The organism is Burkholderia sp. NLJ2 (assembly GCF_049487195.1).
Classification (GTDB): domain Bacteria; phylum Pseudomonadota; class Gammaproteobacteria; order Burkholderiales; family Burkholderiaceae; genus Burkholderia; species Burkholderia pyrrocinia.
The window spans coordinates 1,430,082-1,449,122 of record NZ_CP137810.1 but is presented as its reverse complement, the minus strand read 5'-3'; the positions used below and the strand labels follow the sequence as shown (position 1 = coordinate 1,449,122).

Here is a 19,041-nt window from a genome sequence, read left to right as displayed (position 1 = left end):
CGCAGGGTGCGACGCGAATCCGGTGCCGTCATGGCCGGCGACGTTGCGACGACGGGCTGCGTCGTCATGCTTCGTTGAACTGCCCAATTCGTACGTGCGGCTTCCGGGCCGATCGAATGGTACAGTTGCCGGGAACCCGTCACAAGAAGTCACCGCGGTGTGAACAGGTCACACCGCGGTGACCGTGCGTTGCCCGTGAAAGAGAGTCCAGTCATGCCGTTCCCGTCCGCCGACGAAATCGTCGAACTCGATCAGCCGTGCCCGATCCGCGATGTGCTCGACCGCATCGGCGACCAGTGGAGCCTGCTCGTGCTCGAAGTGCTGTCCGGAGGGACGATGCGCTTCAACGAACTCGGCCGCGCGATCGGCGATGTGTCGAACCAGATGCTGTCGCGCACGCTCAAGCGGCTCGAGCAGGACGGCTTCGTCAGCCGCACGCTGTTCGCCGAAGTGCCGCCGCGCGTCGAATATGCGCTGACCGACCTCGGGCGTTCATTCCTGACGCCGATGCAGGCGATGATCCGGTGGGCAGATGAGCATCATCGCGCGATCTGCGCCGCGCGCCGTCGGGCGCGGGAGCAGGAGGGCGGTGGGCGCTGAGGGGTACGCACCGGTCTGGCGATTGGCGGTGTGTTGCAGACGGAGAGAGGCTCGATGCGCAGCATCGGCATCACGTGATTTCGTTATCCGAAGGAACGCGTCAGGATGGAAGGCCTGACGATACGTTGCCGTGTTCGTTGCGAATGCGGCAATGTGCTTGCGACTCGACGTCCGAATCGCGGGCCTTGCATCCGCGCGAGCGAAACATGCAGTCTTCTGTGGGGTGGCGTGCAATGCGCAAGCCAGGAGACCGGAAGGAATCCGGTTGATGCACGATTACGCGCCGGAGATCGGCGGGTTGGTCGGTTATCGACGTTGGCAGATTGAACGCCCGGGCATCGGTTTGGCTGGTCGGGATCGTTCCCGAGCGGGGCAACCTGCGCAGCAGTCACAAGCGCACCTGCCGGGCACGATGATTCCGTACCCGAACGGCATCGGTTCGCACGCGTCGCCCGGCCCCGGGCCTGCCACGGGCCTGAGCCGGGCAACCGCCTATCGCCACGAACCGTCGACGTAGATCCACACCTGCCCCTGGCGACGCCAGTAGCCGGGCACCCAGCGCCGCCCGGGGCGCCGTGCGACCCAGCGGCCGGACACCCATATATAGCGGCCGCGCTGCCAGCGCCAGTAACCGTCCGTCCATATATAGCCGTGCGGCCGTGGCGGCGGCGGGCGGCGATCGTGCCGGGCCGCCGGCGGCCCGAAGCCCGGGCGGTCGGCATAAGGTGGCCCGCCGGGCACGCGGTGCGGGCCGGACGGCCGGTACACGGGCGGCGCGGGCTGGGCCGAGGCCGCGCGGAGCCAGCCGGTGCCGACAAAGGCGGCGGTCAATCCGATGGCGCGCAACAACGAGCGTCGATTCATGGCGTGTCCTGTTCTTAAATCGGGTTCGCCTTACATTAGCCTGCCGGTCGGCGGGCCGGGTTACGCAGGCGGTTAAGCCTGTTACCGCATGTCACGGCTGGTGGCCGGGCCGGCCGCTGCCGCCGCACGGGGCCGTTTGGGCATGCCGCGCAGCTGCGTGACGTTGGCTGTATCCGACCGACCGGATGTTTATCCGCTGGCCGACCCGTTTTAGGGATCGGGAACCCGGAATTCGAGGTTGGATTGGGTAACAATTACCGATTTATGGGGTTTGCGCGAACCCGTTTGTTGTTTCTATGCAACCGTCAAGACGATGACATGAAGGAATGGTGCGATGAATGCCTCCAAAAAGCCGTCGTCAAGAAGTCAAAAAAAGTCATCAAAACAAATACTTATAACGCGGCCCCACTTTCATTATTTCTAGTTCTGGAAAAGCTTATTTCTTTATTCGCGGATCGCGCCCCTAGGGTACACCCCTAAACTCACGGTTCCCAAACGGGCAACTATCCGGGCGCGGCCAGCAGGACCGATGGCGTTCCCGGGCGGTTGAGACCGTTTATGAAACAAGGTCGCGAGACCTGCCTCTTTTTAGAAGGGAGCTCCACGAATGAACAAGACTCTGATCGTTGCAGCAGCTGCAGCATCGTTCGCAACCGTCGCTCACGCGCAAAGCAGCGTCACGCTGTACGGCGTGCTGGACGCAGGCATCACCTATAAGAGCAACGTCGCAACCGCAAATGGTGGCAAGTCGCTGTTCTCGATGGGCAGCGGCGTCGACCAAAGCCGCTTCGGCCTGCGTGGTTCGGAAGACCTCGGTGGCGGCCTGAAGGCAGTCTTCACGTTGGAAAGCGGCTTCAACATCGGTAACGGCAAGTTCGCGAACGGCAACAACGGCATGTTCAACCGCCAAGCGTTCGTCGGCCTGTCGAGCCAGTACGGCACGGTTACGCTGGGCAAGCAGTACGATGCAACGCAAGACTACCTGGCGCCGCTGACGGCAACGGGTACGTGGGGCGGCACGTACTTCGCGCACCGCGGCAACAATGACCGCCTGAGCACGAACGGCGACGTCGCGCTGAACAACACGGTCAAGTTCACGAGCGCGAACTACGCGGGCCTGCAATTCGGCGGCACGTACTCGTTCTCGAACAACACGAACTTCGGCAACAACCGCGCGTACAGCGCTGGTGCAGCGTACCAGTTCCAAGGCCTGAAGCTGGCTGCGGCGTACTCGCAAGCGAACATCGGTGACAACACCGCAGGCGCAAGCTCGATCGGCGTTCAAGGTCGTAACCGTACGTACGGTGCTGCTGCTGGCTACGCATTCGGCCCGGCACAAGTCGGTGCTGCATGGACGCAGTCGCGCATTGACAACCAAGCCAGCGGCGCTCCGACGCAGCGCACCGATAACTACGAAGTCAACGCAAAGTACAACCTGACGCCGGCTCTCGGCCTGGGCGCAGCTTACACGTACACGAACACGAAGGTTGACGGTGGCAGCTCGCACTGGAACCAGTTCGGCGTGCAGGCTGATTACGCACTGTCGAAGCGCACGGACGTGTACGCACAAGCTGTGTACCAACGCGGCGCGAAGGGTAACAAGTTCGGCACGTCGATCTACGACGGTGACAACACCGGTAACGCAGCAAGCTCGTCGATCAACCAAACCGCAGCAACGGTTGGTCTGCGTCACCGCTTCTAAGCGTGACGGCGGGGTAACCCGCTTCGCAGCATCGAAAAAGGCGCCTTCGGGCGCCTTTTTTTCGTCGGCGAATTGCGATGACGACAATCCGGATTGTCCGGACGCAAAAAAGCGAGGCCTGTGCCTCGCTTTTTCCGTTCTGCGCTCGTTGCGACGCGGTGCCGGCGTGCTGGCCGGCCGGCGGCTCAGCGTGTGTATTCGCCGTTGGCTTCTGGCTGGAATACGATTGCGGCCACTTTCATCAGCTTTTCTGCACCGCTCGGCTGCATTACCTTGACCATCTGGCCGCGCTGCGTACCCAGCAGCGCCATGCCGACGGGCGAGAAGACGTTCAGGCGGCCGAGTTCGAGATTGGCGGCGTCCGGATAAACAATCGTCCAGGTGGCCTGTTCCTGGGTCGCTTCGTCGAGCAGCGTGATCTGCGAGTTCATCGTGACGACGTTCGCCTTGATGGCGTCGGGCTGAACGATGTCGGCGCGCTCGAGCAGCGTGTCGAGCATCGTCTGGAAGCGCGGGTTGTGCTCGGCGTGCTTCTCGAGGCGAGCGACGTCGAGTTCGGTCAACTGATAAAGGCGTTGTTTCATGGCAGTTCTCCAAATGATCGGCAGGGGGCAGGCGTGGCGTGCCTATGGGGATCGCCCGGAGCCTGTCTGACCTGGCTCCGGGAGGAGACCGAGCCGTCAGATCAGGCGCCGGGCAGGGGCGAGCGGCGCCTGGGCCGTGCGTCGTGCGAATGGGTGCGCCGGATGGCCGGCGCGCGCGCGCACGCCGGCCGGGCCGGACGGCGAAACCGAAAGGGGCGTGAGCGCGTACATGGTGGATGGAATATCGACTGGCGAATAAAACCTTACGATTTTACAACACAACCTTCGGGATATGTGATTCGGCTGTTGGCGTTTCGTCAGCGATTGTTGTGCGGATGAAGCAAGTGGTCGCAGCTCCATTCGGAAATGGTCGATGATTCTTTCCAAAATCACAACGCTGTATGTTTAAACTAAGGGTTTCCCCTTGGATGGACGAGAACTACACTGATCTCAATCGCTTCAGACAGTCCTGCCGAGGCGACGTCAAAACAGAACATATTCCGGAGGTAAATCATGAAGTCGATCGTCTACGCAGCCATCGCCGCATCCGTCCTTGCCGCTCCGATCGCATCGTTTGCACAGTCCGACCAAGGGCTGACCCGCGACCAGGTCAAGGCAGAACTCGTGCAACTCGAACAGAACGGCTACAAGCCGCTGGCGAGCGATTCGCAATATCCGAGCAATATCCAGGCGGCCGAACAACGGATCCAGCCGAACCAGCCGATGCTCGCGCAGGCCGATACCAGTGGTTACGGTGCGGTGGCAACGGGTGCCGGACAAGCGGGCCGACGCATGACGCGGGAAGCAGCGAATCCCGTGAACTCGGTCTACTTCGGCAACTAACCGAACGTCCCCGGTCTGCCCGAGCGCACCAGTTAATTGACGAGACGCACGCCATTTGCGCGCGTCGTTCGCCCGCAGGAGCAGAACCTCCGTCGCCGCAACCCGGCGGCTTTCAGCCCAGACGCTTACGCGTTTGGGCCTTTTTTGCTGGGGCGGGTCAGACGGACGTGACCGCAGGCGTGCCGTGGATATAGTGTTCGAGTTGGCTGATCGTGAACTGCTGATCGGCAATCACGCTCTTCACGAGGTCGCCGATCGAGATGAGGCCGATCAGCTTGCCGCCGTCGAGGACGGGCAGGTGGCGCATCCGGTGCTCGGTCATCAGCGCCATGCACTCGTCGGTGGTTTGCGACGGCTCGACGTAGCGCACCTTGGCCGTCATGATTTCCTCGACGCGGGTGGCTTTCGACGAACGGTCCTGCAGAACGATCTTGCGCGCGTAGTCGCGCTCGGTGACGATGCCCGCGATGTCGTCGCCTTCCACGACCAGCAGCGCGCCGATGCCTTTTTCCGCCATCAGCTTGATGGCGTCGTAGACGAGATCGGTCTTCTTGACGGTGTAGATGGTGCGGCCGGAATCTGGCTTGGCCTTGAGAATCTGCGCGACAGTCGTGCTCATTCGCTTTCTCCGTATGCAGGACGATGCAGGGAAGGCAGGCGTGATGCGCGTCACCCGATGAGCCCAGTATAGCCGGGCAGGCGGCGGCAGTCGCATGACGTTTCGAGATTAGCGGTAAACTCCCGTCACGCACTATCCACACAACTCCTATATTCCTGAACGTTTCGATTGAATTCATGATGTCTTCGCGTCCCCAATCGCCCACGCCGGGCAATGGCCAGGCCGACGAGTGCGTGACGCTCGTCGCCACCGCGTCGCTGCCTACGCGCTACGGTACGTTCACGTCGTACGCATTCCGCGTATCGGGCAGCGATGCCGAACATCTCGCGCTCGTGATGGGCGACGTGACCGGCGAGCAGTCCGTGCTGACTCGGCTGCATTCCGAATGCCTGACCGGCGACGTGTTCGGCTCGTACCGCTGCGATTGCGGCGAGCAACTCGATCTCGCATTGCGCTACATCGCGGCCGAAGACCGCGGCGTGCTGCTGTATCTGCGCGGCCATGAAGGGCGCGGGATCGGCCTGAGCAACAAGATCCGCGCATACGCGCTGCAGGAGCAGGGGCGCGACACCGTCGAGGCGAACCTCGACCTCGGCCTGCCGGACGACGCCCGCGAATACGACTCGGCCGCCGCGATCCTCCGGATCCTCGGCGTGACGTCGGTGCGCCTGATGAGCAACAATCCGAAGAAGTTCGATACGCTCGTGAAGCACGGTATTCCCGTCTGCGAGCGCGTGGCGCTCGCGGTGCCCGTGCGCGAGGAAAACGAGCGTTATATCCGCACGAAGCAGACGAAGTTCGGACATTACTTCGAAGAAAACGAGTAATCACAGCGGGCGCACTGGCGCCCGTTTCTCGCTGTTTGTTCTTCCGATCGTCGTCGGCCGACGCGACGATTGCGATTTCCCGTTCATCCATTCTGCATCCCGGTTCGTGACGTTACCTGCGTTGCGTCGCCGCCCGACGATCCGTATCACCCATGACCACGCGACAGCATATCGAAACCGAGCGCCTGACGCTGCGTCGCTGGCGACCGGCGGATGCGGAAGCGCTTGCGGCGATGCATGCGCATCCGGACGTGACCGCGTGGCTCGCGCGCGGTCCGATGTCCGTCGACGAAGCGGGCGACGTCATCGCGCGCTTCGAAACGCATTTCGATACGTACGGTTTCGGGACGTGGGCGGTCGAGCGTCGCGCCGACGCGATGCTGATCGGGCTTTGCGGCCTGTCGCACGAAGTGCGCGCAACGCATCCGATGGCGCCGTGCGTCGAGATCATGTGGCGGCAGGCGCGTCACGCGTGGGGGCATGGTTACGTTGCCGAAGCGGCCGCCGCGGCATTGGTCGATGGATTCGACCGGATCGCGCTCGGCGAGATCTTCGCGTGGACGGCCGACACCAACCTGCGATCGCAACATGTGATGCAGCGGCTCGGCATGCAGCGCCAAGCCGCGCGCGATTTCGATCATCCCGCGTTGCCGGAAGGGCATGCGCTGCGGCGACACGTCGTGCATGTCGCGCATCCCGGCGGCAACATAGGTGCGTAACGGCTCACGCGCATCGGCCCGTCAGCGCCACGTACCGTTCTGCAGCACGATCCGGTAGCCGTCGGCATCCTCGAATGTCTGGCCCGATATCTCCCAGTACGGATTGAACGACGTGACGGGCATGAAACCGTGCGCGGCCGCGCGCTCGCAGGCGGCCTCCCATTCCGGGCGATCAGGCAGGTAGAACACGATCAGGTCTTCGGGCGTCGGGGACGGTGCGATCGGATGGTCCGGACAGTGCGTGAATTCGAAGTGGTAGTCGAGTCCTTCGCGTCCGAGCATCACGCCGGAAAAGCCGTCGTGATCTTCGAAGCGCGCGAGTACCGACAATTCGAGGGCGTCGCGATACATGCGCTCGGTTCTGGCGAGGTTGCCAACCGGGCGGGCAATGCGCAGATGGGCGTGCAAGATGGCCTCGGGGGAGCGTTGCAGTCCCGCCGATGATAATCCGGTCGATCCGGATTGTGGCGCATCGGAATGGCCCGGGAGGCAGGGCGCGACGGCGGTGGGTGGTATGGCCCCGCAATCCGAGCAGGCAAGAAAAAGCCCGCTGCTTGAGCGGGCTGAATCCATGTTTGGAGACATGGAGGAGACAGACGTAAATTTAAGGGAAAACCCGAGGGTTGGCAAGCCCCCGTTGTATCGATGCAACTTGGCTGCGGCACCGACCGCCTCGCGCGACGCGGCCGGTGCTGCGCTCACATGCCGCCGGCCCGCGCGTGCGCCGCAAACGCGCCGAACCGCTCCTGTGCGACAGGCAGCGCGTACTTGTTGCGCATTTCCGTCTCGATCCACGCACAGGCTTCGCGCGCACAGTCGGTCAGCGCATGCCGTGTCGCGTGTCCGTCGATGTCGTAGACGAAGCGCACGCCGACCTCGTCGTCGGCAACCTGGCGCTCGAGCTGGTTGAGCTGCAGTTGCGGCCCGTGCTGTTGCGACAGCGCGCGCAACTCGTCGAAGTGATATTCGAGCCAGTCCGCGAAGAACAGCGCGTCGCTGTGGCACGGCACGCGGAAGGCCGCGCTGCGCGACGGGCGCGGCCCGGCTTCGCCGGCCGTTGCGTGCGGTTCACTGTCCGCGGCGAGGGACGCGTCGACGGGCGCGAGCGGGTGCTGAATCCGCTGGTACGGTGCGTGGTCGCGCAGCGCATGCCACAGCAATTCGTCGCCGGCGGCGCCGGACGGCTGCATCGTCAGGTCGTGGCGGCCGTCGCCGGCCGGGGCGATGTCGCGGATCACGAGGCGCAGCGAGCAGAGCGGCTCGTCCGCGACCTGCAGCGTCGCCGCGCGCGGCAGCCCGCAGACGAGCGGCGCGGTGCCGGCGGCACGAAACACGAGCCCGCGGCGGTCGAGCCGCACGAGCGGCAGCGGCCTGGGAAACGACGGATAGGCGACCGCGATGCGGGCGCCGTTGGCGCTCGTCAACCCGGGCATCATCGCGCGAAAGACCTGAGACTGGTCCACGTAGGTTCTCCTTCGTTACGATGCCGCCCGGACGGAAACGCGTGTTCCGGCTCAGGCGGCGATGGCTTGCCGGGCTGCCTGCCCCGGCTCGATTCCTAGCGCCGCAAACGTTTGCGGGTCGATGTCGATCCAGCACGCGACCACCAGACGCCCGTCCACCTGTTTCGGCGGGCCTGCGCGGTGCGCGTGTATGCCGATCCGGCGGAACAGCCGCTCCATGCTCGCGAACGTCACGCCGATCAACTGCCGCGCGCCAAGCTGCGCCGCGCATTCGACGACGGCTGCGAGCATCGGGCGCACGGCCCATTCGGCATTGCCCGGCCCGCCGTCGTCGTCGGTCGCCGCGAACCTGGACAGCTCCCAGACGGCCGCCGATTGCGGCAGCGGCATGTCTTCGGCGATCAGGTCGGCGAACAGCGATTTCAGCAGGTACGGGCGCGTCGTGGGCAGCAGACGCGCACATCCGCACATGTCGCCGCCGGCGTTTCGCGCGAACACGTAGACGGTATCGTCGCGATCGAACTGGTCGCGCTCGAAGCTTTCGTTCGCCGACGGGAGCGCCCACCCGAGTTGTTCGACGAACACGCGGCGCCGATAACGCCCGAGATCCGCTGCAAGTTCGTGTGGTAACCGCCCTTCTTCGTGAACGAAGGTCCGCATGGTGTCCTCGGATCTGTGCTTTTGTATGCATGCATTACATCGCGCGGCACGAGGGGGCGGTAACTGGTAACTCTTACAGGTTGGAGGCGTAAATACGCCATTTAGGACGTGGTAACGGTTTCTTGATCGACGGGATTGAAAACCGGGCCGCTTTTGCTTATAAAGAGCGCCAGCATCTCGAAAATGGTCAGAGGATTGCGCGACCGGTTGTCACTGGAGCGTCGGACCGGCATGATAGGCGTCGTTGCGACCGAGCAGGGTCGACGCGACGGCGGCGGGCCAGTCGATGCGGGCGAGCCGCGCGGCGAGCGCGGCGGCCGTATGGAACATGCCGATGTCGGCACCGGTGGCGTCGACGGCCATCACGTTGCTGCGGACGTCGGCGCCGGCGATCACGAACGTGCCGGTTGCGCGTTCGAGGTACCAGTCCCAGCCGATCGTCACGTAAGGGGCGCCGGCACCGGCTGTACGCTGCCATTCGGTATAGCCGGCAACGCGTGCGTCGATCGCGTTGTCGCGTAGTTCCGCGAGCAGCGATGCGTCGAGGCCGCTTGTGACATGGTCGAGCGCAAGCACGGCCAGTGCGCCTTCAGACAGGCGCACGTAGCCGTCCGGGGACGGGCCGGGGACCGGGTGCAGCAAAGGTGAAGTCATGCGCGGAATGTAGCAGCCCCGAACGGGAGCTGAAACCTGACAAGTATGACAGCGTGACGTTGTCGGAGAACGAATGGAACTGCGCTGGCAGGATGCCTATCAACAATTCAGCGCCGCGGAAGACGAGCAGCAGCTCTTCCAGCGGATCGCCGCCTATTCCAGACGGCTGGGATTCGAATATTGCTGTTACGGCATTCGCGTACCGCTGCCGGTGTCGAAGCCGTCGGTCGCGATCTTCGATACCTATCCGGACGGCTGGATGGCGCACTACCAGGCGCGGAATTACATCGAGATCGATTCGACGGTGCGCGACGGCGCGCACAGCACCAACATGATCGTCTGGCCGGATGTCGACCGGATCGACCCGAGCCCGCTTTGGCAGGACGCGCGCGAATTCGGGCTGTCGGTGGGTGTCGCGCAGTCGAGCTGGGCGGCCCGCGGTGCGTTCGGGCTACTGAGCATCGCGCGCCACGCTGACCGGCTCACGCCGGCCGAGATCAACATGCTGACGCTGCAGACGAACTGGCTTGCGAACCTGTCGCATTCGCTGATGAGCCGCTTCATGGTGCCGAAGCTGTCGCCCGCAGCGGGCGTCACGCTGACCGCGCGCGAGCGCGAGGTGCTGTGCTGGACGGCCGAAGGCAAGACCGCATGCGAAATCGGCCAGATCCTCAGCATCTCGGAGCGGACGGTCAACTTCCATGTCAACAACATCCTCGAGAAGCTCGGTGCGACGAACAAGGTCCAGGCGGTCGTCAAGGCGATCTCGGCCGGGCTCATCGAGGCACCCTGACGCGGGCGAGTGCGGCAGCGAATACGACTGCCGCCACGCCGCTCACTCCATCATCGGCTCCGCTTCCTTCGCGGTCCAGCTCACGCTGGAAATGCTCTTCTCCATGCTGATCCGGCTCGCGATCTGCTCGAGCTTCTGCTGATCCTTCGGATGCAGCTTCAGCGTCGCGGTCACTTTCAGGCGGTCCGGCTGGTCGGGCACGTCCTCGCTCGTCAGGCTCTGGAACGACAGCGGCTTCGCGTACATCGAGTTCGACAGCAGCGTGCGGATGTGCACTTCGTCGGCGGCCAGGCAGATCACGGTGATCTGGTATTCGCGCACGAGATCCGCGTTCGACACGGGCGTCGCGTTGATCGCCTGGCTGACGCCGCGCAGCACCGTGTTGGTGAGCAGCACGACGCCCGTGCCGGCGAGCGCGGGCACGTAATGGCCGGAGCCGGACAGCACGCCGACGGCGGCCGAGCACCACAGCGTCGCGGCGGTGTTGATGCCCTGGATCGAGCCCTTGTCGCGCATGATCACGCCGCCGCCGAGAAAGCCGACGCCCGACACGACGTACGCGGCGATCTGCGTGACGCCCGCGACGCCGTTACCGGTCAGCACGCCGAGCGTGACGAACAGGCACGCGCCGCTCGCGACGAGCGTGATCGTGCGCAGGCCGGCCGTGCGCTGGCGCATCTGGCGCTCGAGGCCAATCGCGACGCCGCAGGCGAACGCGGTGAAAAGACGGAGTGCGAAATCGAAAGTCATGGTTGTCCTGCCGTGCAAGGAGCGCATGCCGGCTCGCGTCGCTGCGGCGCAATGCCGAAGGCGACGCGACGATAGCCGTCAGCGCGCGGTACTGTACCGCGCGTATGCGTCATTGAGTGTGAAACGGTAGGCGTGCGGGCTCGCGGAACGCGAGCCGGGGCAGGAGAGAACTGCGTCGGACAGGCGTTCAGGCGGCAAGCGGCGCACGCAACGGAGTGCTGCAACTGTCCACGATGGTTCCTGAAGGAAGAATGGGCCGCATTCTAGTGGGCGGCGAGCGCACGCGTCAACCGCCGGGCGGCGGTTGCGCTACTGAGCGGAGCCGATCGTCCCGGTCGCGAGCGCGAGCGCGGCAGCCGCCGACAGCGCACCGGCATAGCTGTCGACCTCCGCGTTCCGCGCCGCGAGCAACTGGCTTTGCGCGATCGTCGCATCGGTGACCGAGCCGACGCCGTTCCGGTACGCGGTCAGCGACGCATCGTAGCTCGTCTGCGCGGCATCGACGAGCGCCTTCGCGGCGTCGTGCGACGCGAGGCTGGTCTGTACCGCGTTCTGCGCGGCGACGACCTGGCGAACCGCTTCCTCCTTGGTCCGCGTGAGGCGGGCGGATGCGCTTTCCGCATCGTTGCGCGCCTGCATCAGCACGGCCGAACGCAGGCCGCCGTCGTACAGCGGGATCGTCACGCCGAGGAACACGCCGCCGCCGTAGCGGCTGCCGTTCAGGTTGACGGTCGGCGCCTGGTCGCCGATCGCGGGCAGCGCGGAGATGGCCGTGCCGCCGCTTGCATAGGATGTCGAAGCGGACAGGAATATCTTCGGCATGAACGCGGCTTCGGCGGCCTTGATCTTCGCGCGATTGGCCTTTTCGAGCGCAAACGCGCCCTGCAGGTCGGGGCGGCGCGCGATCGCGTCCGACACGATCGCGTCGACCGACGAACCGAGCGTGGGCGGCAGCGGCCGTTTCGGTAGCGCGGCGATCGTCGGCTTCGACAGCGGCGAGATGCCGAGCGCTGACACCAGGGCGAGGTAACTGTCGCTTTCCGTGCCGCTCGCCTGCACGAGCGCGAGGTTCGCCTGCGCGCGGTTCTGCGTCGCCTGCGCAAGCTCGACGACCGTACCGACGCCATGCTTGAGCCGCGCGCGGGACGCCGCGAGGATCGCGTCCGCGTTCGCGAGGCCCTGCTGCGCGCTGAGTGCGCGCGATCGCGCGGCTTCGTACCGGTAGTACGCGACAGTCACGTCGTGGATCACTTGCTGGTGCACGGCCGTGAACGCGACGTTCGACGCGATCGACGCCTGTTCGGCCACTTCGACGCGCGCCGCGCGGCCGCCGAAATCGAACAGCAGCCATTGCAGCGACAGCGCCGAGATCGTGCCGTGCACGGTCGTGTCGCTCGATGAGTCGCCGAGTATCGTCGACGTCGAGCCGTGGCTCGCCTGGTACGCGCCCATGGCCGTCGCGGACAGCTTCGGCAGATAGGCGGATTTCGCGATGCCGACCGCGAGCGCCGCATTGCGCGCGTCGTTCCATGCGATGCGCGTGAGCGGATTCGCCGATTCGGCGAGGTCGATCAGCTCGGGCAGCGTGTACGCATGCGCGGCATCGAGCGCGGCAGGCGGCGATACCGACGCAAGCGCGGGCGTGGCCGGCAGCGTGTAGTCGTGCGGGCCTTGCGCGCTCGCGCGCGGCGGTGCGGGCACGATGTCGCCCGCGGCCGACGTTTGCGGCTGCCACGGGCGGTCGGACGCCTCCGGCGCCAGATCGATCGACGACGTCGCGCAACCGGCCAGCGCGACGGCTGTCGCGAGGGCGGCGGCGGCGATCGAGGCGGCCGGCGGTTCAGGTAGGCGCATGAGGGACAGGCTCCTTCGGTGTGGCTTGACGGGCGGCGTCGGCAATGTGCGCGAGCCGCGTGTCGATCAGGTTCAGCAGCGCGTCGCGTGCGGGGTCGGTGGGGGCGGCAGGGGCGGCGCTCGGCGGTGGGGCCGGCGGCGCGGCGGAATCCATTCGAGGCGCGGTTTCGTCGTCGCGCAGGTCGACCACGCGTGCGAGCCGATCGCCGATCGCCGCGTCGCCCGGCGTGCGTTCGGCGAGCAGGAACAGCGGGCCTTCGAGCGCGCCGAGTTCCGCGAGTGCGCGCCGTCGCGCGGCGAGCCACGTGGCGGCCGGCCGCACCCACGACGGTTCGTAATGGATCAGGCCGAGCTCCTGCGCGATCGCGCCGTGGCGTGCGAACGCTTCGGCGGCCAGTGCGCGCCGCTCGGCCGGCTGTGCGATTTGCGCGAGGCGCCGCCACTGGTCGAGCAGCGCCGCGAGCGCCGTGTCGATCTGCTTGCCGATGCTGACGGGCCAGATCCGCGTGAACACGAGATACACGACCACGTTGCCGAGCAGGATGCCGATCGTGCGATCGCGCGCGAGCGTCAGGTCGAAGCCGGGGCCCGCGCCCTGGATCACGCACAGGAAGAACGCGAATGCGACCTGGAGGCCCGCGTACGCGATGCGCGGCGACCCGAACGCGATCCACGCGGCGAGCCACGCGCCGGCGAACACGAGCGCCATCAGCTCGCCGATCGACGACAGCGACGGCACGACGAACACGAGCGCGGCCGTACCGATCAGCGCGCCGACGATGCAGCCGGCGATGCGCAGCGTGAGCTTCTCGACCGTTTCGGCCGTCGAGCCGAGCGACACCATGTAGCAGGTGATGAAGCAGGTGTGGATGCCCGACCAGTCGAGCTGCGAGTACAGCAGGTAGCAGAACATCGCGGCTACCGTCGTCTTCAGCGCATAGCGGACGTGGTCGGGATTGGTGCGCGCGTCGGGCAGGAAGAAGCCGCCGCTCGGGGCGGGCGGCGCAGGCGGTGCGGCGGGTTCGGCGGGCGTGTCGGCGGCGCGCGCGTGCGCTGTATCGGCCGATGCGTCGATCGCGGCGGGTTCCGCGAAGTGCGTGATCGCGGTGTGCAGATCCGTTGCGACGACGCGCGCGAGCGGCGGCAGCGTATCGGCTGCCGGCAGCGCGAGCGTCACGTCGACCGGATAGCCGCCGCGTTCGAGGATGGCAGCCATGTCGTCGAGCGTCGTTGCGATCGGCTCGGCAAACGTGTCGGGCAGCCTTGCGTCGGGTTCGCGGTCGGCGAGCGCGGCCGCGACGAGCAGCGCGGTGCTCGATGCGATGGCCTGCCGCAGCGCGACGACGTCGGCGGCCGTCGACGAGCCTTCGAGCTTCGACAGCTTGAGCCACGTGAGCAACTGCTTGTCGCCTTCGCGCAGGCTCGCGTCGAACGCGGCGCGCGCGTCGCCGCTGTCATCGCCGCGCAGCCGCCGCGCGGCGAGCCGCAGCCGCTTCGCGAGCTGCGCTTGCGCGAGCTTGCGCGGCGACGGTGCGATCAGCAGGTTGACGACGATCGCGACGCCGACCGGGATCGCGACCATCAGCCAGGCATAGAGCAGCGCGCGCGTCGCGGCTTCGCCGAACGGCGCCAGGCCGAGCTGGTCGAGCCCGAAGCCGACGATCATCGCGAGGATCGCGCCGACCGGGCGCAGCTTGCTCGCCGACGTCAGGTAGAGCAGGCCGACCGACAGCACGGCCATGCAGGCGACGCGGAGGATCGAATAGTCGATGCTGAAGATCGCGACGCCCATCACGAGCGCGATCACGACCGTGACCAGCAGCAGCATTGCGACCGCGAGCACGACGCTCGTCACGCGGTCCGCGCGGTTCAGGAAGAACACGACGTACACGGAGATCGCGGCCTCGGGCGTGCCGTACCCGCTCGTCACGAGCACGACCAGCGCGCAGATCAGCGCGACGCGCACGGCCATCGCCGCGCGCCCCGGAAACGGCGCGAGCAGTCGCAGGACTTCGCGCGGGCCCGGCGAGCGGACGTCAGCGGCAGGCTGAGCCATGCCGGACCTCGACGATCGCACTGGCGCCGACGCGCACGAGCTTGCCGTCGGGTTCGTCGAGCTTCACGCGCACCGGGAAGCGCTGCGCGACGTGCACCCAGTTCACCGAGTTCTGCACGATCGGCAGCGAGCGCGGCAGGTTGATGCGGGCGCTGTCCGCGATGCCCGCGCCGATGCCGACGACCTTGCCCGTCATCGGGCGGCTGCGGTCGATCATCGAATAGACGGTCGCGCAGTCGCCGACCTCGATGCGGTTCAGCGACGTCTCGCGGAAATTGCCGACGGCGAACCATTCGCTCGCGTCGATCAGCGTGAAGATCGACTGGTTCGGCGCGAGCGTTTCGCCGGCGAGCACGGTCAGGCCCGTCACGAGCCCGTCGTGCGGTGCGCGCACGACCGTATCGTCGAGCGCGTGCTGCGCGCGGGCCAGCGCGGCTTCGCGCGCATGCAGCGTCGCGATCGCGTCGGCTTCGTCGCCGATCGTCTGCGCGGACGCGCGCTGCTGTTCCTGCGCCTGCGCGAGCGACACGGCCGCGTCGCGCTGGCGGACCTTCGCCTGGTCGAACTGCTGCGCGCTGACATAGCCTTGCGCGGCGAGCGGCGCGAGCCGGTTCACGTCGCGCGTCGCGAGGTCGGCGTTCTGCGTCGCGCGCTTGACCTGCTCGGCGGCGACCGAGGCGTTCGAGCGTTCGCCGATCAGCGACCGGCGGCGCGTGTCGAGCGATGCGTGCGCGAGCTCGAGATCGGCCTGCGCCTGCGCAACCGTCAGCCGGTACGGCACCGGATCGATTTCGTACAGCAGGTCGCCCTTCGCGACGCGCTGGTTTTCATGCACGGCGAGCCGCACGATGCGCCCGCCGACCGGCGACGCGACGTGCACGACGTCCGCGTCGATCGACGCGTCGTCGGTGGACGGGTAGGCCGTCGTGCGGTGGTACGCGTACGCGAGTGCCGCGATACCGAGCGCGACGATCGCCAGCGCGATCACGCGGCCTTTGATGGAGGGGCGGGCGGTTCCGGCGGCCTTCATGCGAACGGCCCCGTGCCGGTGAGCCAGACGATCACGGCGACCACGAGCCCGATCGCGGTGCAGACGGCAAGCTGGTAAGGGACGGTGGCGGCCCAGCCGGTCGCGACGAACACGCGGTGCGCGACGATCGCGCCGACGATGCCGACGATCGCGCTGACGAGCCAGAGCGGGAAATACGCGCCGAACAGCACGTACGACGGTGCGCCGCGCGATGCGCAGCCCGCGAGCGGCAGGGCTGGCGCCAGGACGGCGGCGATGCGCAGGGGCGCGCGTGGCGTTGTTTTTCTCATGGTGTGACGAGCTCGACGATGGGGGGATGCCGGGCGCGGCGCAATGCGGTGCGTCGCCGCGACGACGATTCCGCGATACGGAGCCGATAATAAAGCAGCCCGATGCGGACCGCCAGCCGTTCGTCCCGCATGGGCAACAAGCCCCGTGGCCGGCTGCGAAAGGCCGGGCGGTCACGTCGGCCCGGCCGGCGTCGCGTTTCGGCAGCGGCGGCCGGATCGCGGCGATTCTGCCAGCGTAAGCTCGTGTAGGGTTGCTAACGGACTGTAAAGGATCGTCAGACGAAAGAAGGCTGGCGGAATTTGCCGCGCTGATGCGGCGGAATCGGTGTAGAAACGGCCGATTGCCGCGCGAACGCATGCGAATCCGGTCAGTCTGGCGCGAGCGCAACCTCGACGAGCGGGACGGCGAGATCGCGCGCGAAGCGCGGCAGCGTGCCGGAACCGGTGACACTGATCTGTCGTTGCTCGCGCTCGGCACGGTCGTTCTCGAGTGCCACGAGGCGCGGCGCAATCGTCTTCGCATCGCGGCGTGCGATGCCTTCGGGCAACGCGTCGACGTTCGCCTCGATCATTCGGCCGGCCGTCTCCAGGTTGGTGACCTGAATGCACCGGCACTGCGTGCGCTGCACGTCGCGGCGGCCGCGCGTTTCAGGACGTTGCGGATCGCACTCGCGTTCGATGGTTTGACGTCGACGCGAGCGAAACGCATGGCCGGGATCGCACGAGGATGGCCGATCGCCGCGCGAGCCTCCACCGGCGGCCGTGACCGGTCGTCGCAGCCGGGATCTGTGTACCATCGTGCGTATGGCGCGAGGCGCGGCACAGGGTGTCACAGCCCGGTGGGACGCGCATCGCGGAAGCCGTATCGCAACGAAGGTGAGTGCTCCATGCGAAGTTTCTTTGTCCGGTTCATTGCAATCGGCGTGTTGTTCCATCTGTACGTCGGGATGCGGATCATTCCCGATGCATTCGCGTCGCCGGTCGCGCGCACGATCGCGGCGCTCGTGCTGGCGAGCTTCGTCGTGCTGATTCCGGTCGGCATGTTCTCGCGCCGCTTCGACGAAGGCTGGGCCGCGACGCTGGTCGGCTGGGTCGGCTCGCTCGTGATGGGCTTCTTCTCGTCGCTGCTCGCGCTGACGTTCCTGCGCGAGTTCGTGCTGCTCGGCGTGTTCGCGTGGCGGCATCTCGGGCACGACGGCGCGTGGAGCGGCGCCGCGGCCGACACGGCGCTCGGCGTGCTGGCGGCCGCGGTGCTCGTCACCGCGATCGGGTTTGTCGGCGCGCGCCGCACGGCGGCGGTCAAGCGCGTGTCGATTCCGGTCGCGGGGCTGCCGGCCGCGCTCGACGGGCTGACGATCGTGCAACTGTCCGACATCCACGTCGGGCCGACGATCAAGCGGCCCTATATCGAACGGATCGTGCGCGCGGTCAATGCGCTCGATGCCGACCTCGTCGTCGTGACGGGCGACGTGGTCGACGGTTCGGTCAAGCGCCTGCGCGAGCACACCGCACCGCTCGGCCGCATGCAGTCGCGGCACGGCAGCTTTCTCGTGACGGGCAACCATGAGTATTACGCCGGCGCGCATGCGTGGATCGACGAATTCAGGCGCATCGGGCTGACGGTGCTGCTGAACGAGCACGTGCTGATCGAGCACGACGGCGCGCGCGCGGTGCTGGCCGGCGTGACCGACTTCACGGCGGGCGGGTTCGATCCCGCGCATCGCAGCGACCCCGAGCAGGCGCTGGCGGGCGCGCCGCGCGACGTCGGCACGAAGATCCTGCTCGCGCACCAGCCGCGCAGCGCGGAAGCGGCGAACCGCGCGGGTTTTACCGTGCAGTTGTCGGGGCATACGCACGGCGGCCAGTTCCTGCCGTGGCCGCCGTTCGTGCGGATGCAGCAGCCGGTGATCGGCGGGCTGAGCCGCTTCGGCGATCTGTGGCTCTATACGAGCCGCGGCACCGGATACTGGGGGCCGCCGAACCGCTTCGGCGTGCCGTCCGAGATCACGCTGATCCGGCTGGCGCGCGGCGGTTAGCGAGCCGTCACTCGATGCGGGCGATATCGTCGAAGTCGAAGCGCGGGCTGCGCGGAAACAGGCCCGCCGGATCGCCGTAGCCGAGATTCACGAGGAAGTTGCTCTTGACCGTGGTGCCCGCGAAGAATTCGGCATCGACCTTCGCGCCGTCGAAGCCCGACATCGGGCCTGCATCGAGGCCGAGCGCGCGCGCGGCGAGGATCAGGTACGCGCCTTGCAGCGACGCGTTGCGGAACGCGGTGGCCTCGATCAGCGCATCGTTGCCGGCGAACCAGCTCCGTGCGTCGGCGTGCGGGAACAGGCGCGGCAGGTGCTCGTAAAACGCGAAATCCATGCCGACGATCACGGTAACGGGCGCGGCCATCGTCTTCGCGAGATTGCCTTCGGACAATGCGGGCTTCAGGCGCGCCTTCGCTTTGGGCGACTTGACGAACACGAAGCGCGCAGGGCTCGAGTTTGCCGACGTCGGGCCGAATTTCGTTAGGTCGATCAGCCGGTGCAGCAGCGCGTCGTCGACGGGTTTGTCCTGCCACGCGTTGTGCGTGCGCGCGGTGCGGAACAGTTGATCGAGGGCGGAATCGGAAAGCGTCGTCATGATGGGATCCGGAAAGAAAGCGGCCGGGTTGCGGCGGCCGGCATGGCGGAAGAAAGCGGCACCCCTCGGCAGGGCGTACCGCAACACGCCGCGATGATAGCG

Annotated in this window: 21 protein-coding genes; 7 read left to right on the top strand and 14 right to left on the bottom strand. The window is 66.6% G+C overall.

The genetic code is table 11. The annotated features are described in order from the left end of the window. Window positions 1-213: 213 nt before the first annotated feature. Window positions 214-600 (top strand): winged helix-turn-helix transcriptional regulator, encoded by a 387-nt coding sequence (locus R9B84_RS28810; RefSeq protein WP_423763356.1) that lies wholly within the window; start codon window positions 214-216, stop codon window positions 598-600. 492 nt (window positions 601-1,092) lie between these two features. Here R9B84_RS28810 and R9B84_RS28805 read toward each other — a convergent pair whose 3' ends face one another. Next, window positions 1,093-1,464, bottom strand: a complete 372-nt coding sequence (locus R9B84_RS28805; RefSeq protein WP_423763355.1) for a hypothetical protein — start codon at window positions 1,462-1,464, stop codon at window positions 1,093-1,095. A gap of 607 nt (window positions 1,465-2,071) precedes the next feature. On the opposite strand from R9B84_RS28805, the gene R9B84_RS28800 reads away from it, so the two are divergent. Beyond that, window positions 2,072-3,166, top strand: a complete 1,095-nt coding sequence (locus R9B84_RS28800; RefSeq protein WP_423763354.1) for a porin — start codon at window positions 2,072-2,074, stop codon at window positions 3,164-3,166. A gap of 185 nt (window positions 3,167-3,351) precedes the next feature. Here the strand turns inward: R9B84_RS28800 and R9B84_RS28795 are convergent, their stop codons facing one another. After that, the gene (locus tag R9B84_RS28795; RefSeq protein ID WP_006486027.1) at window positions 3,352-3,750 is read right to left on the bottom strand and encodes a GreA/GreB family elongation factor; all 399 of its coding nucleotides are present in this window, start codon (window positions 3,748-3,750) and stop codon (window positions 3,352-3,354) included. A 513-nt stretch (window positions 3,751-4,263) separates the two neighbouring features. Here R9B84_RS28795 and R9B84_RS28790 point away from each other — a divergent pair. Beyond that, on the top strand, window positions 4,264-4,593 hold the full coding sequence (locus R9B84_RS28790; protein ID WP_423763353.1) for a DUF4148 domain-containing protein: 330 nt from the start codon (window positions 4,264-4,266) through the stop codon (window positions 4,591-4,593). Between the two features lie 157 nt (window positions 4,594-4,750). Here the strand turns inward: R9B84_RS28790 and R9B84_RS28785 are convergent, their stop codons facing one another. Further along, window positions 4,751-5,212, bottom strand: a complete 462-nt coding sequence (locus R9B84_RS28785; RefSeq protein ID WP_423763352.1) for a CBS domain-containing protein — start codon at window positions 5,210-5,212, stop codon at window positions 4,751-4,753. A gap of 176 nt (window positions 5,213-5,388) precedes the next feature. Between R9B84_RS28785 and ribA the strand changes: the two genes are divergently transcribed. Both ribA and R9B84_RS28775 read left to right on the top strand, forming a co-directional pair. Then, a complete protein-coding gene (gene ribA, locus R9B84_RS28780) occupies window positions 5,389-6,039 on the top strand; it encodes a GTP cyclohydrolase II (protein WP_006480964.1) in 651 nt (216 codons plus the stop codon). A gap of 152 nt (window positions 6,040-6,191) precedes the next feature. Further along, window positions 6,192-6,758: a GNAT family N-acetyltransferase gene (locus tag R9B84_RS28775; RefSeq protein WP_423763351.1), complete on the top strand. Its 567-nt coding sequence runs from the start codon at window positions 6,192-6,194 to the stop codon at window positions 6,756-6,758. 21 nt (window positions 6,759-6,779) lie between these two features. Here R9B84_RS28775 and R9B84_RS28770 read toward each other — a convergent pair whose 3' ends face one another. The 4 genes from R9B84_RS28770 to R9B84_RS28755 all read right to left on the bottom strand — a co-directional run bounded on the left by R9B84_RS28770 (window position 6,780) and on the right by R9B84_RS28755 (window position 9,535). Further along, a complete protein-coding gene (locus R9B84_RS28770) occupies window positions 6,780-7,166 on the bottom strand; it encodes a VOC family protein (protein ID WP_338640184.1) in 387 nt (128 codons plus the stop codon). A 290-nt stretch (window positions 7,167-7,456) separates the two neighbouring features. Beyond that, the gene (locus R9B84_RS28765) at window positions 7,457-8,221 is read right to left on the bottom strand and encodes a hypothetical protein (RefSeq protein WP_423763350.1); all 765 of its coding nucleotides are present in this window, start codon (window positions 8,219-8,221) and stop codon (window positions 7,457-7,459) included. Between the two features lie 51 nt (window positions 8,222-8,272). Next, the gene (locus R9B84_RS28760; protein ID WP_096473950.1) at window positions 8,273-8,881 is read right to left on the bottom strand and encodes an acyl-homoserine-lactone synthase; all 609 of its coding nucleotides are present in this window, start codon (window positions 8,879-8,881) and stop codon (window positions 8,273-8,275) included. A gap of 210 nt (window positions 8,882-9,091) precedes the next feature. After that, on the bottom strand, window positions 9,092-9,535 hold the full coding sequence (locus R9B84_RS28755; protein WP_423763349.1) for a DUF4902 domain-containing protein: 444 nt from the start codon (window positions 9,533-9,535) through the stop codon (window positions 9,092-9,094). 73 nt (window positions 9,536-9,608) lie between these two features. Between R9B84_RS28755 and R9B84_RS28750 the strand changes: the two genes are divergently transcribed. Continuing rightward, entirely contained in the window at window positions 9,609-10,328 is a 720-nt protein-coding gene (locus R9B84_RS28750; RefSeq protein ID WP_065501629.1) for an autoinducer binding domain-containing protein, read from the top strand. Window positions 10,329-10,370: 42 nt separating this feature from the next. Here R9B84_RS28750 and R9B84_RS28745 read toward each other — a convergent pair whose 3' ends face one another. From R9B84_RS28745 to R9B84_RS28720, 6 genes are all read right to left on the bottom strand, one after another. Next, complete coding sequence (locus R9B84_RS28745) at window positions 10,371-11,078, bottom strand: MgtC/SapB family protein (RefSeq protein WP_060236863.1); 708 nt, start codon at window positions 11,076-11,078, stop codon at window positions 10,371-10,373. Window positions 11,079-11,387: 309 nt separating this feature from the next. Further along, window positions 11,388-12,932 carry a TolC family protein gene (locus R9B84_RS28740; protein ID WP_423763348.1) on the bottom strand — a complete coding sequence of 515 codons (1,545 nt, stop codon included), beginning with the start codon at window positions 12,930-12,932 and terminating at the stop codon, window positions 11,388-11,390. Then, window positions 12,919-14,988 carry an FUSC family protein gene (locus R9B84_RS28735; RefSeq protein ID WP_423763347.1) on the bottom strand — a complete coding sequence of 690 codons (2,070 nt, stop codon included), beginning with the start codon at window positions 14,986-14,988 and terminating at the stop codon, window positions 12,919-12,921. The genes R9B84_RS28740 and R9B84_RS28735 overlap by 14 nt, the downstream gene beginning before the upstream one ends. After that, a complete protein-coding gene (mdtN, locus tag R9B84_RS28730) occupies window positions 14,969-16,018 on the bottom strand; it encodes a multidrug transporter subunit MdtN (RefSeq protein ID WP_423763346.1) in 1,050 nt (349 codons plus the stop codon). The genes R9B84_RS28735 and mdtN overlap by 20 nt, the downstream gene beginning before the upstream one ends. Beyond that, window positions 16,015-16,308: a hypothetical protein gene (locus tag R9B84_RS28725; protein ID WP_060268182.1), complete on the bottom strand. Its 294-nt coding sequence runs from the start codon at window positions 16,306-16,308 to the stop codon at window positions 16,015-16,017. Before R9B84_RS28725 ends, mdtN begins: the two co-directional genes overlap by 4 nt. 368 nt (window positions 16,309-16,676) lie before the next feature. Then, entirely contained in the window at window positions 16,677-16,880 is a 204-nt protein-coding gene (locus R9B84_RS28720; RefSeq protein WP_423763345.1) for a hypothetical protein, read from the bottom strand. A 315-nt stretch (window positions 16,881-17,195) separates the two neighbouring features. Between R9B84_RS28720 and R9B84_RS28715 the strand changes: the two genes are divergently transcribed. Continuing rightward, a complete protein-coding gene (locus R9B84_RS28715; protein WP_423763344.1) occupies window positions 17,196-18,344 on the top strand; it encodes a metallophosphoesterase in 1,149 nt (382 codons plus the stop codon). Between the two features lie 7 nt (window positions 18,345-18,351). On the opposite strand, the gene R9B84_RS28710 is transcribed toward R9B84_RS28715, so the two are convergent. Further along, window positions 18,352-18,939 carry a malonic semialdehyde reductase gene (locus tag R9B84_RS28710; protein ID WP_423763343.1) on the bottom strand — a complete coding sequence of 196 codons (588 nt, stop codon included), beginning with the start codon at window positions 18,937-18,939 and terminating at the stop codon, window positions 18,352-18,354. Window positions 18,940-19,041 lie beyond the last annotated feature (102 nt).